9 protein-coding genes are annotated in these 14,379 nt (G+C 63.0%); 6 read left to right on the plus strand and 3 right to left on the minus strand.

What is annotated here, in order from left to right; genetic code table 11:
- Positions 1–344 precede the first annotated feature (344 nt).
- The 3 genes from B5G06_RS01465 (at position 345) to B5G06_RS01475 (ending at position 5,864) form a co-directional block, all read left to right on the plus strand.
- Positions 345–2,975, plus strand: coding sequence for a cation-translocating P-type ATPase (locus tag B5G06_RS01465; RefSeq protein WP_087187330.1), 2,631 nt, complete (start codon positions 345–347; stop codon positions 2,973–2,975).
- 394 nt (positions 2,976–3,369) lie between these two features.
- A complete protein-coding gene (locus B5G06_RS01470; RefSeq protein ID WP_087187331.1) occupies positions 3,370–4,755 on the plus strand; it encodes a TrpB-like pyridoxal phosphate-dependent enzyme in 1,386 nt (461 codons plus the stop codon).
- A gap of 179 nt (positions 4,756–4,934) precedes the next feature.
- Positions 4,935–5,864 (plus strand): phosphate acyltransferase, encoded by a 930-nt coding sequence (locus tag B5G06_RS01475; RefSeq protein WP_087187332.1) that lies wholly within the window; start codon positions 4,935–4,937, stop codon positions 5,862–5,864.
- Positions 5,865–6,276: 412 nt separating this feature from the next.
- Here B5G06_RS01475 and B5G06_RS01480 read toward each other — a convergent pair whose 3' ends face one another.
- From B5G06_RS01480 to B5G06_RS01490, 3 genes are read right to left on the minus strand one after another with little or no spacing between them, the layout of a single operon-like run.
- Positions 6,277–8,028, minus strand: a complete 1,752-nt coding sequence (locus B5G06_RS01480) for an NADH-dependent [FeFe] hydrogenase, group A6 (RefSeq protein ID WP_087187333.1) — start codon at positions 8,026–8,028, stop codon at positions 6,277–6,279.
- Entirely contained in the window at positions 8,025–9,290 is a 1,266-nt protein-coding gene (locus B5G06_RS01485) for a complex I 51 kDa subunit family protein (protein WP_087187334.1), read from the minus strand. Before B5G06_RS01485 ends, B5G06_RS01480 begins: the two co-directional genes overlap by 4 nt.
- 12 nt (positions 9,291–9,302) lie before the next feature.
- Positions 9,303–9,803: a complex I 24 kDa subunit family protein gene (locus tag B5G06_RS01490; RefSeq protein WP_087187335.1), complete on the minus strand. Its 501-nt coding sequence runs from the start codon at positions 9,801–9,803 to the stop codon at positions 9,303–9,305.
- 287 nt (positions 9,804–10,090) lie between these two features.
- On the opposite strand from B5G06_RS01490, the gene B5G06_RS01495 reads away from it, so the two are divergent.
- From B5G06_RS01495 to B5G06_RS01505, 3 genes are read left to right on the plus strand one after another with little or no spacing between them, the layout of a single operon-like run.
- Positions 10,091–11,608: a spore germination protein gene (locus tag B5G06_RS01495; RefSeq protein WP_087187336.1), complete on the plus strand. Its 1,518-nt coding sequence runs from the start codon at positions 10,091–10,093 to the stop codon at positions 11,606–11,608.
- Positions 11,605–12,684: a Ger(x)C family spore germination C-terminal domain-containing protein gene (locus B5G06_RS01500; protein WP_087187337.1), complete on the plus strand. Its 1,080-nt coding sequence runs from the start codon at positions 11,605–11,607 to the stop codon at positions 12,682–12,684. Before B5G06_RS01495 ends, B5G06_RS01500 begins: the two co-directional genes overlap by 4 nt.
- 27 nt (positions 12,685–12,711) lie before the next feature.
- A complete protein-coding gene (locus B5G06_RS01505) occupies positions 12,712–13,797 on the plus strand; it encodes a GerAB/ArcD/ProY family transporter (RefSeq protein WP_087187338.1) in 1,086 nt (361 codons plus the stop codon).
- Positions 13,798–14,379: the final 582 nt, after the last annotated feature.

Below are 14,379 nucleotides of genomic sequence, written 5' to 3' on the forward strand. Positions count from 1 at the left end.
GCGGGGGCCGCTTCCGTTTGCGAAAAAAGCCTCGCAGAGTTCGCGCCCGCAGGCGCGAATAAAGTCAAATCCGTTTTCAGCCGCGACCTGTGCGTGGATGAAAACACTTCTCAGGCTGCAAGTGTGGGGCCTGTCCGCCTCCAGCGGACAGGCCCTGCGCGCGGCAGACTGCACCCCCCTCGAAAAAGTGGTGTGCCACTTTTTCGACAGTCTCCAGCGGCCCCCGCATCACGCGGGGGCCGCTTTTTGCGTGTCCGCCCCGCCAGGTTTCCCTCAATTCCGGGGGACAGGCCTGCTATACTGTATCCAAAAGCTGGAAAACAAACAGGCGAGGAGCGGTCACCATGACACAGTGGTATGCGTGCAGCGCCAAGCGGGCGCTGGAGGAATTGAGAAGCAATCAGGGCGGACTGACCGGGGCGGAGGCCGCCCGGCGGCTGGTGGCCCACGGGCCCAACAAACTGGCCCACAAGAAGGACAAGTCCTTCCTGGCCCGGCTGCTGGGCCAGCTGAAGGACCCCATGATCCTGGTGCTGCTGGCGGCAGCGGCCCTGTCCCTGTGGGCCAGCGGGGGAGAGGACTGGCTGGACGCCGCCATTATTCTGGGCATCGTGGCGGTGAACGCCATTATCTCCCTGTCCCAGGAGGACAGCGCCCGCAAGGCGCTGGAGGCCCTGAGCCAGATGTCCGCCCCGGCGGCCCACGCCCTGCGGGACGGGGTGCTGACCCGGGTGGAGGCGGACAAGCTGGTGCCCGGCGACGTGATCCGTCTGGAGGCGGGGGACCTGGTGCCTGCCGACTGCCGCATCCTGGAGGCGGCAGGACTCCAGGCTGACGAATCCGCCATGACCGGCGAGTCCGCCCCGGTAAACAAGGGAGCCCTGGGACCCCTGCCCGCCGACACCCCCCTGGCAGAGCGGCGCAATATGCTCCTCTCCGCCACGGTGGTCACCCGGGGCCGGGCCACCTGTCTGGTAGCCGCCACCGGAATGGATACCGAGGTGGGTCATATCGCCGGTCTCTTGATGGATAAGGGGGAAAGCGAAACACCTTTACAGAAGAAGATGGGGGAGATTTCCAAGACCCTGTCCTTCCTGTGCCTGTGCGTGTGCGCGGTGATGTTCGGGGTGGGGCTGCTCCAGGGGCGGAATCTGCTGGAAATGTTCCTCACCGCCGTATCTCTGGCGGTGGCCGCCATCCCTGAGGGCCTGCCCGCCATCATTTCCATCGTGCTGGCCCTGGGGGTAAGCCGCATGGCCAAGCGGCGGGCCATCGTCAAAAAGCTGCCTGCGGTGGAAACTTTGGGGTGCGCCGGGGTGATCTGCTCCGACAAAACAGGCACCTTGACCCAGAATAAAATGACGGTGGTGGATATCTGGACGCCCTCCCAGGGGGAGCGGGATCTGGCCCTCACCATCGGGGCCCTGTGCGGTGATGCCGAGCTGAATTGGAAGGGGAAGAGCCCGGTGTGTACCGGCGATCCCACCGAGGCCGCCCTGGTGGAGGCAGCAGCACGGGCTGGACTGGATAAGAATAAATTAGGGGAGGAATGGCCCAGAAAAGGGGAAATTCCTTTTGATTCCGAACGAAAACTCATGACCACGGTACATAGTAAGCCGGGCGGGGGATACCGGGTGATGGTGAAAGGCGCTCCCGATGTGCTGGCCCGCCGGTGCCGGTTGGCCGAGAGCGCCCTGCGGCGGATCACCACCCGCAACGAGGCCATGGCGGGCAAGGCTTTGCGGGTGCTGGGAGTGGCCTACAAGGATATAGAGGGGCTGCCCCATAGTCTGGACAGCGACAGCCTGGAGCGGGGCCTCACCTTCGTGGGGCTGCTGGGCATGATGGACCCGCCCCGGCCGGAGGTGCGCCGGGCGGTGGACCAGTGCTACAGGGCGGGGGTACGGCCGGTGATGATCACCGGTGACCACAAGCTTACCGCCGTGGCGGTGGCCAAAGAGCTGGGCATCTGCCGGGATGGGGACCGGGCCCTCACCGGCGAGGACCTGGATTTTCTGCCCCAGCCCGCCCTGGAGGAGGAAGTGGACAAATTCGCGGTATACGCCCGGGTATCTCCAGAACATAAATTACGGATTGTAAAGGCCTGGCAGGCCAGGGGGAAGGTGGTGGCCATGACCGGAGACGGCACTAATGACGCCCCCGCCCTCAAGGCTGCCGACATCGGCTGCGCCATGGGCAAGGGAGGCACCGACGTGGCCCGTGGGGCGGCGGATATGATCCTCACCGACGACAACTTTGCCACCATCGTCTCAGCGGTGGAGGAGGGGAGAGGGATCTACGCCAACATCAAAAAGGCCATCCACTATCTGCTCTCCTGCAACATCGGGGAGATTCTGACCATTGCTCTGGCTACCCTGTTCCGGTTTCCGGAGATGCCCCTGGCCCCGGTCCAGCTGCTGTGGCTCAATCTGGTTACCGACTCCCTGCCCGCTCTGGCCCTGGGGGTGGAGCCGGTGGAGCCGGGGGTGATGGACCGGCCGCCCCGGCAGGCGGGGGAGTCCCTCTTTGCCCACGGCTTTGCCTTCCGGCTGGCCTGGCAGGGGGTGATGGTGGGGGCCCTCACCCTGGCGGCCTATGTGCTGGGGGCCTGGGTGCTGCCGGGCTGCTCCCTGGCGGCGGGCAACACCATGGCCTTCGCTACCCTGACCCTGTGTCAGCTTTTCCACGCCTTTGACGTGCGCAGTGAGGAGGCGTCCCTTTTCCGGCTGGGAGTGACCTCCAACCCGGCTATGAACAAAGCCTTTTTGATCGGCCTTGCCATGCAGCTGGCGGTGCTGCTGGTGCCCCCCCTCCAGACGGTATTCTCCACTGTGTCTCTGTCCCCACGGGCCTGGGGGGTGGTGGCCGGTCTGGCGGTAACGCCGGTGGTGGTGTGCGAGGCGGCCAAGGCTTTCCGCCGCAGCCACAAGCCGGGCAAGCGGGTAAGCGCCGCCAAGGCGGCGGCGGGCCGGTAGCGCAAAAAAATCAAAATTACCCCTTGACAAAGAGAAAAAGGGGCGGTATACTATGCCAAACTAAATCGTCAAACCGATGAGAAAGAGGAGTAGTCCGGTATCAAGGCCTCACAGAGAGTCGCGGGTGGTGGGATCGCGGCAGGCGGCGTCCGGGTGAATGGACTTTTGAGGGCTTTGCGAAAGGGAAACCGAGTAGCGCGACGGGGACTCCACCCGTTATCAGGGGAGCGTGTGCTGGCAGGCACGCGAAAGTGAGCGGGCGCATTGTTTCTATGCGTCAATCCGGGTGGCACCGCAGAGGTTTTTATCACGCCTTTGTCCCAGAGAATCTTTGGGACGAGGGCGTTTTTTCGTGCCCTCTCCCGCAAAACCAAACTTGAAGGAGTGCATGAACATGACCAAGATCCCTCACCGCCTGTACCTCACCGAAGACCAGATGCCTCAGCGTTGGTTCAACCTGCGCTCGGCCATGCCGGAGCAGCCCGACCCCATGCTTCACCCCGCCACCCTCCAGAGCCTGGGAGTGGACGATCTGGCCCCCATCTTCTGCACCGAGCTTGCCAAGCAGGAGCTGGACGGCACCACCGAATATGTCGACATTCCGGAGGAGATCCAGGAGGTCTACAAGATGTACCGGCCCTCGCCTCTGATCCGGGCCTACAACCTGGAGCGCGCCCTGGGCACCCCGGCCAGGATCTACTACAAGTTTGAGGGCAACAACACCTCCGGCTCCCACAAGCTCAACTCCGCCGTGGCCCAGGCCTACTACGCCAAGATGCAGGGCCTCACCGGTGTCACCACCGAGACGGGGGCCGGCCAGTGGGGCACCGCCCTCAGCGAGGCCTGTTCCTACTTCGGGCTGACCTGCGACGTGTTTATGGTGAAGTGCTCCTACGAGCAGAAGCCCTTCCGCAAGGCGGTGATGGGGGTCTTTGACGCCGACGTCACTCCGTCTCCCTCCAACCTCACCGAGGTAGGCCGCAAGATCCTGGCGGAGAACCCGGGCACCACCGGCAGCCTGGGCTGCGCCATCTCCGAGGCGGTGGAGGCCGCCCTCAACAGCGAAGGCAAGAAGCGCTATGTGCTGGGCAGCGTGCTCAACCAGGTGCTCCTCCACCAGTCCATCATCGGCCTGGAGTCCAGGATCGCCATGGAGCAGCTGGGGGAGTACCCCGACGTGGTGGTGGGCTGCGCCGGCGGCGGCTCCAACCTGGGGGGACTCATCGCCCCTTTTATGGCCGACAAGCTCAAGGGCGTGAAGAACCCCCGCATCGTGGCGGTGGAGCCCGCCTCCTGCCCCTCCCTCACCCGGGGCAAGTACGCCTACGATTTCTGCGACACCGGCAGGGTGACCCCTCTGGCCCGGATGTATACCCTGGGCTGCGGCTTCATTCCCTCCGCCAACCACGCCGGCGGCCTGCGCTACCACGGCATGAGTCCCGTCCTGTCCAAGCTGTACCACGACGGGCACATGGAGGCGGTGGCCTACGAGCAGACCAAGGTCTTTGAGGCGGCGGTGCTCTTTGCCAAGCAGGAGACCATCCTGCCTGCTCCCGAGTCGGCCCACGCCATCAAGGGAGCCATCGACGAGGCCCTCAAGTGTAAGGAGAGCGGCGAGGCCAAGACCATCCTTTTCGGCCTCACGGGCACCGGCTACTTTGATATGACTGCTTATGAGAACTACCTCACCGGCAAGATGACCGACTATATTCCCACCGACGAGGATCTGCAAAAGGGCTTTAACTCTCTGCCTGATATCCCCCAGAACAAAGATATCTGAAGAAAAGACCACCCTGCCGCCGCCCGGGAAAACCCCGGGCGGCGGCGTACGCTTCGGAACAAAAGGGGAAATATTGTTCCGATTCCTATGGAAATACCTTGTATTCTCCGAAACTATCCGGTATAATAATAGAACAAACGCCGCTGCGCGGCATCAATGGAAAGGTGAGGGATCATCCCATGGAATTGAAGAATTTTGACAATATCATCAGCCGTGTTCCCAAGCTGAATGCTCCTCTGCGCGTGGTCCTGGCCGGTTCTGACGGCGAGAATATGCTCCGCGGCCTGTTCCAGGCTCAGAAGGAGGGCTTTGTGCAGCCCGTGCTGGTGGGCGACCGGGCCCGTACCATGGTGCAGCTGGAGAAGCTGGGCCTGGACAAGGAGCCCTACACCATGGTGGACACCGCTCCCGGCCACAACGTGACCCAGGCCGCCATCGACGTGATCCACTGCGGCGAGGGCGACATCCTCATGCGCGGCAATATGCCCACCCGCGACTTCCTGATGCCCGTGCTGGACAAGAAGAACGGCCTGCGGACCGAGCGCCTTATGAGCCATGTGTCTCTGGCCTCCATCCCCGAGTATCCCAAGCTGCTGGCTCTGTCCGACATGACCATCATCGTCAGCCCCAACCCCACCCAGAAGAAGGCCATCATCAAGAACACCGCCGACGCCCTGAAGGCCTTCGGCTATGAGAATCCCAAGCTGGCCCTGATGGCCCTGGTGGAGAACGTCAACTTCCATATGCCCGACACCATCGAGGCCCAGCGCCTGGTGAGCGAGCAGAAGCAGCACCCCTTCGCCGACTGCGAGCTGTGGGGCCCCATCTCCTACGACCTCATCATCTCCAAGGAGGCCTGCCGGCTGAAGAACTACGACTGCCCCTGGTCCGGCGGCGGCTTCGACGGCATCATCGCCCAGGACCTGATCGCCGGCAACATCCTGGTGAAGAGCTGGCTCATCCACGCTCACGCCACCACCTGCGGCGCTGTGGTGGGCGCCAAGGTGCCCATCGCCCTCACCTCCCGCTCCGCCAACGCGGAGGAGAGCTTCCTGTCCCTGGTGTTCTGCGCCGTCCTCAACGAGTGGCGCAAGACCCAGCAGAAGTAAGTCCATACGGTAAAAGGCCGGCGCGTCAGCGCCGGCCTTTTTGCGTGGATGGGGGATATGGCGGGCGGCCATAAAGGCCGCCCCTACAGGGTGAAGCACAAAAAAGGCCTGCTGCAAAATAGAATACAGCGGTCATTCTGAGCCCCAGCGGGGCGAAGAATCTTCCTGTGGCAGACAAACTGGCAGAAAAGATCCGACCCTGACGCTCAGGATGACAAAATGGGGACCTGCTGCAAACTGCGCAGCCGGTACAAAGACCCGTCATTCCGAGAAAAACGGCCGCCCGGTGGGCGGCCGTTTTTCGTGGGAATCCGCCCCTTTTGCCGGGGAAACGGATTGCCACGCCAGTGTGCGCACTGGCTCGCAATGACAGGCTTGTGTAAGACAGCGGTTTTGCAGCAGACCCTTCTGCTTACTTCAGGTGAGAGAAGTCGTGCTTCTTGGGACGGGCGTGATAGTGGGTGTGGAGCAGCTCGTGAGAGCGGTGGGACAGAGGCGCGCCGAAGAACTCCTCATAGATGGTCTTGATCTCCGGGTTCTCGTGGCTCTTACGCAGAGGCAGGGACCGGTCGATCTCGTACAGGGCCTTGATGCGGGCGTCCCGGACGGCGTTGTTGGTGCCGATGGGCTGACCGCCGCCGCCGATGCAGCCGCCGGGGCAGGCCATGATCTCGATGAAGATGTAGTCGGCCTCGCCGCTCTCCACCCGGCGGATGATCTCCTCGGCATTCTTCAGGCCGTTGGCGATAGCCACCTTCAGCGGGGTGCCGTTGAGGTCAATGGTGGCCTCCTTGATGGCGTTGACGTCGTTGCGGACGTCCTCGAACTCCAGACGGGGCAGAGTCTGGCCGGTGTACACCTCATAGGCGGTACGCAGGGCGGCCTCCATCACGCCGCCGGTGGCGCCAAAGATGGCGCCGGCGCCGGAGCCGATGCCCAGGGGGGAGTCAAACTCGCTCTCAGGCAGCACGGACAGGTCCAGACCCTCGTAGCGGATCAGCTTGGCCAGCTCACGGGTGGTGAGGACATAGTCCACGTCCCGGTAGCCGTCCCGGCCCAGCTCAGGACGGGAGGCCTCGTACTTCTTGGCGGTACAGGGCATGACGGACACGGACACGATGTCGTGGGGGTCCCAGCCCATCTTCTGGGCATAGTAGGTCTTGACCACGGCGCCGAACATACCCTGGGGGCTCTTGGCGGTGGACAGGTTGTCGCACAGCTCGGGGTGATGCTTCTCCATGTAGGTGACCCAGCCGGGGGAGCAGGAGGTGATCATGGGCAGCTTGCCGCCGTTCTTGATGCGGTCCAGCAGCTCGCTGCCTTCCTCCATGATGGTCAGGTCGGCGGTGAAGTTGGTGTCGAACACCTTGTCAAAGCCCATCATCTTCAGGGCGGTGACCATCTTGCCGGTGACGATGGCGCCGGGCTCCAGGCCGAACTCGTCGCCCAGACCCACGCGGACGGAGGGAGCCACCTGTACCACAACGTGCTTGCGGGGGTCCTGAATGGCGCGGACCACATCGTTGGTGTTGTCCACCTCCACGATGGCGCCCACCGGGCACACCAGGGAGCACTGGCCGCACAGGACGCAGTCGGTCTGGTCCATGGGCAGGTCAAAGGCGGTGGTGATCTTGAAGTCGCCGGAGCGGTTGGCGGCGGTGAGGGCGGCGCAGCCCTGGACCTCGGCGCACACCTTTACGCAGCGGCCGCACTTGACGCACTTGGAGGGGTCCCGCACGATGGAGGGATTGTCGATGCGCAGAGGCTCGTTGGAGGAGATGTCGGGCAGCTCGGGCAGCAGGCGGTTGAACCGGCGGCACAGCTTCTGCAGCTCACAGTTGCCGTTGCGGGCGCAGGAGAGGCAGTTCTGCTTGTGGTCGGCCAGGATCAGGTCCAGCACGCCAACCTGGGCGTCGTACACCTTCTTGGTGTCGGTAAAGACCTCCATGCCCTCCCACACCACGGTGGAGCAGGCGGCCAGCAGCTTGCGCTGGCCGGTGACCTCCACCATACACATCCGGCAGTGGGCCTTGATGGTCTGGTCGGGGTGATAGCACAGATGGGGGATATCGATGTTCAGCATCTTGGCCGCCTCGATGATGCGGGTGCCGGCGGGCACCTCCAGCGGCATATGGTTGATGGTAAGATGTACCGTATTGCTCATCGGACCGCGACCTCCTCTTTGACGGCAAAGACTTCAGGGAAGCGCTTCATGGCGGACAGCAGGGCGGATTGAGCCGTCTCGCCCAGGCCGCACAGGGAAGCGCAGGACATGATGTCGGCAAACTTCTTCAGGGTGTCCACATCCTTCTGGGTGTGCTCGCCGGCGGCCACCTTATCCAGCAGCATGGCGATGTGGCGGTTGCCCTCCCGGCAGGGGGTGCACTGGCCGCAGCTCTCGTGCGAGAAGAACTCCTGGGTCATGCGGAGGAAGCCGATGACGCTGGTGCGCTCATCCACCACCAGCACGGCGCCCGAGCCGATGGCAGTCAGGTCGGCCTGCCGCATTCCCTTGTAGGTGTAGGGGGTGTCCAGCTGGGAGGGAGCGCAGATCCGACCGGAAGCGCCGCCCAGCTGCACCAGGCGCAGGGGATACTCGGGGTTCTCCATACCACCGGCCAGGTCGTAGATGATCTCCCGGATGGTGATGCCGAAGGGAACCTCAAACACGCCGGGGTTCTTCACGTTGCCGGAGACAGAGATCATCTTGGTGCCGGGGCAGTCCTCGGTGCCCTGGCTCTTGTAGTAGCCCTCGTCGTCCAGCAGCAGGGGAGCCACCAGAGACAGAGACTCCACGTTGTTGACGCAGGTGGGCAGGTGGAACACGCCGCACTGCTTGATGAAGGGAGGCTTCATACGGGGACGGCCCGCCTTGCCCTCGACGGACTCGGCCAGAGCGGAGCCCTCGCCGCAGACGTAGGCGCCGGCGCCGGAGTAGAGGTGGATGCGGTAGTTCAGGCCGGAGCCCAGGATATCGTCGCCCAGGTAGCCGGCCTCCTCGCACTGGGCAATGGCGGACAGCAGGCGGGGACGCAGGTGGGAATACTCCTCACGCATATAGATGTAGCCGTTGTCGGCGCCCACGGACCAGCCGGCAATGATCATGCCCTCCAGCAGCTGGAAGGGATCGTTGGTGAGCAGCTCACGGTCCTTGAAGGTGCCGGGCTCGCCCTCGTCGGCGTTGCACACCACGCACTTGTGCTTGCCCTTGACCTCACGGGCCTGGCGCCACTTCTTGCCCATGTCATAGGCGGCGCCGCCCCGGCCCTGAACGCCGTTGGCGGCCAGCACGTCGGCGATCTCGTTGCCGTCCATCTTCAGGGCCTTCCGCAGGGCAGTGAAGCCGCCGATGGACTCGTAGCTCTTCAGGCTGTCCGGATCGTACTTCCCGAAGTTACGGGTGATAAAACAGACTTTATTGCTCATACCGGCACCCCCTTAATTGAGCTGCTGGAGCATATCCAGGATACGCTCCTCGCTGTCCAGATGGCCGTACACCACGCCGTTGACCCGCACGGCGGGGGACACGTCGCAGGCCCCGAAGCAGGGGACCTTCTCGATGGAAAAGCGGCCGTCGTAGGTGACCTCGCCCACCTCCAGGTTGAGCAGGCGCTTGAGGGTCTCCACCAGAGTGTCGCTGTCCTTCACCCGGCAGGGGGCGGAGTTGCACACCTCCAGAGTGAACTTGGCCCGGGGCTTGGAATGGAGCGCGGTGTAGAAGGAGATGACATCGTAGACCTGAGTGGGCTTGACGCCAAGCTTCTCGGCCACATAGTAGGCGGCGGACTCAGGGATGTAGTGCCGCTCCACGGCGGCCTCCACGTCCAGCAGGATACCCACCAGCTGGGTGGCGTCCCCGTTGTGGGCGGAGATGATGCCGTCGATCTTGTCCGCCAGCTCCTTGTCTAGAACGTCGGCGGCTTGGGTAAAGGGCTTCATAGGGGCTCCTCCTCTTTGTTAGAATTGCTCCACCGGAGCGGCGGGATACTTACCGGAAGGTGACTAGTTTACCAGATGAACCGGGGAGTTTTTTCAAGTATATCAATTCTTTTGGAAAATTGCAACAGTTACCTTCAAGTTTGTATAACAAGGCGAAAACAGGGCAGTATAAAAAAGTTCAATTCGTCAAATTCACCCAAACAGAGCCGTGGGACTGTAAAAAAGAGCTCTGAATGGGGAAACGCAGAGAGCGTTGATGCGCACATTCAGACAAAGGAGGACTTGCCATGGCCCATGATCGCTCCGACGGACAGACCCATCCCCACCCCCGGCAGGAGCCCCGCTATCCGGGGGCCATCACCCTGGCTCGGCTGGAGGAGATCTTCCGGGACTGCGTGGATTTCGTCCACCGGACGGTGTGGGTGGGGGAGGACCCCAGGCACAGTTTGACCCTGTGCTACCTCAGCGGTATGGTGCGGATGGAGCGCATCAGCGACTATCTCCTGCGGCCCATGGCCCAGGATCCGGAGCTGGCCCGATGCGCCGGAACCACCCCCATGATGGAGCGGATGCGCCAGGGGGCCCTGTACAACCTGACGGTGGAGGAGCGGGACAGGCTGGACCAGGTGGTCTTTGACCTGGTGGCCGGGTGGTGCGTGTTCCTGTTTCCCGGGGAAAGCACGGTGCTGTCCTGCTTTGTGGGTACCGAGGAGAAGCGGTCTGTGTCCGCTCCCGACAACGAGACGGTGCTCAAGGGGTCCAAGGACGCCTTTGTGGAGAGCGTGCGTACCAACACCAGCATTGTCCGCCGCCATTTGAAGGCCCCGGAGCTGCGGATTCAGGAGCAGATCGTAGGCCGCCAGTCGGCCACGCTGGTGGATATCCTATATATAGAGGGGATCACCAATCCCCATCTGGTGGAGCAGGTGACCGCCCAGCTGCGGGACATCGACATTGACGGGGTGTTTTCCACCGGAGCCATTGAGGAGTATATCGTGCCCGCCGCCCACACCCCCTTTCCCCTCATCCAATACACCGAGCGGTCCGACCGGTTCTGCGCCGGGCTGGCCCAGGGGAGGGTGGGCATCCTCATCGACGGCATCCCTCTGGGCTATCTGGCTCCGGCGGTGCTGGGCAACTTTTTGCAGGCCCCCCAGGACAAGTCCTCCAACTGGCTGCTGGCCACCGCCCTGACGGTGCTGCGCTACTTCTGTATGCTCACCACCCTGCTGCTGCCCGCCCTCTATATCGCCATGGTCACCTTCCATCAGGAGATGATCCCAACCCGACTGGCCCTGTCCATCATTGCGGCCAAGCAGAACGTGCCCTTCCGTTCGGCTTTTGAGGTCATCGTCCTGCTCATCGCCTTTGAGATCCTGCAGGAGGCGGGCCTGCGGCTGCCCCAGTCCATCGGCCAGACGGTTTCTATTATAGGCGGTCTGGTGGTGGGCTCGGCGGCGGTGGAGGCCAAGATCGTCTCCCCGGCGGTGCTTATTGTGGTGGCGGTGGCCGGCATCGCCGGGTACACCATGCCCTCCCAGGAGCTGGGAGGCGCCCTGCGGATCTGGCGGTTTGTGCTGGTGCTGCTGTCCAGCGCGGCGGGGCTCTTCGGCACCGTTATGGGCGCGGCGGTACTCATCGTCCATCTGGCGGGCATCGAGAGCTTTGGGGTGCCCTATCTCACCCCCTTTGCGGTGGGTACCGGCCGCAGGCCCCGGGAGCACGTGCTGCTGCGGCGGCCCATGCCCCAGATCAAGGACCGGCCTGCCGCCCTCAAACCCAGGAACAGGAGGAAACAGCGGTGAAAAAACAGGTTCTGTTGGTGCTGCTCCTCATGCTCCTGCTCACCGGCTGCCGCCGGTACTCCGGTTTTCTGCCCTACGCCCGGGAGATCGAGGACATGGAGCTGATCCGCACCCTGGGGGTGGATACGGCGGGGGACGCCGGGGTGGCCATCACCGCCTCCGGCGGCACCTCTCAGGAGGAGACTGAGGTGGTGGCCGGGGAAGCGGGTACCATCAGCGCCGCCGTGCTGGAGCTCCAGGGGGAGGGGTCCTCCTACCTCTATTTCGGCCACGTCACCCAGCTGCTGCTGGGGGAGGGGCTGGCCAAACGGGGGGTTATGCCCTCTCTGGACTATGTGCTGCGGGATGTGGAGATGCGCCTGGAGACCGCCCTCTATGTGGTGCGCAATGGCACGGCGGGCCGGGCCATTGAGGCTGCAGCCGCCGACGGCTCTGCCACCGACCGGCTGGAGGCCCTGGCCGACGACGCCGGGCTCACCGCCAACTCCATGCCCCGGACGGTGAAGGACGTGCTGGCCGAGCTGGACCGGCAGGGGGCCTCCTTTCTGCCGGCAGTGCTGGCGGACGGCGGGCTGACCGCCGCCGGTTACGGCATCCTGAAGGATGGGGTGCTGGTAGGCTGGGCGGAGGGGGACGCCGCCCTGGGGGTCAATCTGATCTTCGGCAAGGTGGACGCCGACGTGGTGGAGGTACAGGCCCCCGACGGCACCGCCGCCGCCCTGCGTGTGGTGGGGGCCGCCACTTCGGTGCGGCCCATCTGGCAGGGGGACACTCTGGCCGGACTGAAGGTACACTGTAAGGTGGACGCCAATCTGGCGGAGGGGAGTGCCATGCCCGACCAGGCCACCCTGGACGCCCTGGAGGCGGAGCTGGCTCGGGTGGAGGCGGAGCGGATGGCCCGGGCACTGGAGCTGTCCCGGGTGCTGGATGCCGACTATCTGGGTCTGCGCCAATCCGCCGCCTTTGCGGTGCCCTGGCACAAGAAGGCGCTGCTGGGCAGCTATTCCATGAAAGACCTGAAGCTGGAGGCCACCGCCGAAGCGGTGATCCAGCGCAGCTACCACGCCGACGGGTAATAACTATTATATGTAGGAGGTGACACCATGCCGGACGACCGCATTTCTCTGCGGCAGCTGCTGACCCTGACCTTTGCGGCTCTGCTGTCCCCCGCCATTCAACTGCTGCCCGGCAGCACCGCCCGGCAGGCGGGGGTAGGGGGCTGGCTGGCCACCCTTATGGCGCTGCCGGTGTTGTTGGGCCTGTGCTGGCTGCTGTGTTGGCTGTTCCGGGGTGGGCCGGGGGAGGGCGGGCTGCCCGATGCGGCCCGGCGGCTGCTTGGCCCCGTCCTGGGGCGTGTTCTGTGCCTCCTCTATCTCTTCTGGGGGCTCTACCTGCTGGCGGCCAACGCCCGGCAGGTGGCCCTGCGCTTTCTTACCATCAGCTACCGCAACGCCCCTATGGTGCTCTTTCTGCTGGCCCTGCTGGGGGTAACCTTCTGGCTGGTCCGCAAGCCGGTGCGTGCCCTGGCCCGAGCGGGAGAGGTGTTCTTCCTCACCCTGGCCGCCGGGCTGGCCCTGTCCCTGCTGCTGGGTGCCTTTCAGGTGGATACCGCCAATCTGCTGCCCGTGTGGGTGGAGGACCTGCCCGCAGTGGGCTGGGCCACCCTGCCGGTGCTGGGCCTGCTGGGCTATGTGGTCTTCGCCACCTGCCTGGGGGGCCATGTGGTGCCTGAGGCGGGCAGCCGGCGAAAGATCCTGCGCTGGGCGGTGGGCCTGTGCCTTACCTTGACTGCGCTGCAAGTGGTATGCCTGGGCAATTTCGGGCCCGGACTGGCCGGGCGTATGGACACGCCATTCTTTATGATGGTAAAAGGCATTGGCTTTGAGGGCACCTTCCAGCGGATGGAGTCGGTCATCATTGCCCTGTGGGTACTGGCCGACCTGGCCCTGCTATCCTTGTTGGCCTGTGCCTGTTCGGAACTGGCCCAGAAAGGGTTTGCAATTCAGAAAAGAAGCACCGCTGTGCTGCCCATCATTCTGGCGGCTGCGGCAGGGGCCATCTGGCTCTTTCCCGACGCCTTTGCCCTGGATCGGGCTCTGGAAGGTCCGGTGCTGTGGGGGAGTATTCTCTTTGGATTGGGCGTTCCGCTGCTGCTGTTTGTCATCTCTCTGTTCCGCAAGAGAGAGTAGGGGGGCATCTTGTGGGTAAGGCTCTGATTTTCTACTATATATAGGTAGTGTTTGGAGCGGCGCAAAAAATCGAAAGAAAAGTGAAAAAAGGTGTTGACAAATGGGGGCGAGAGTGATATTCTATCTGAGCGCCTTGCGAGAGAGCATGAAAATCTGACCAAAATCGGAAGAAACCGAGGGGAACCCGGACGGTCTTTCTGAGAAGGAACAGAAAAAAGTGCTTGACAAACGCGAGTGTGCGTGGTAAACTAAATAAGTTCGCGCCGGAAGGCACGAACGAGCTTGAAAAAGAACCGAAACAAGCGGTTCGGGGCTAAAAAGCCCTGAAAAAACTTGAAAAAAGTTCTTGACAAGCGAAACAGAGTGTGCTAAAATAAATAGCACGTCAGCCCGAGTGGCTGACAAGAGCGTGTACCTTGTAAATTAAACAACGTGAAAGAAACACGAAGCACCAGAAAGGACGAGAAGTCCTTCTGACAAGCGAAGCTTGAAGGAAGGCTCTTGAATTGATTTCTTTGAAGCTATGAATTAAGCTTCGATAAGATGATTTGAAGAACTTTGGTTCTTTAGATACCATTTTAT

The sequence above is a fragment of the Flavonifractor sp. An52 genome, assembly GCF_002159385.1.
In the GTDB taxonomy this organism is placed as follows: Bacteria; Bacillota; Clostridia; order Oscillospirales; family Oscillospiraceae; genus Flavonifractor; species Flavonifractor avicola.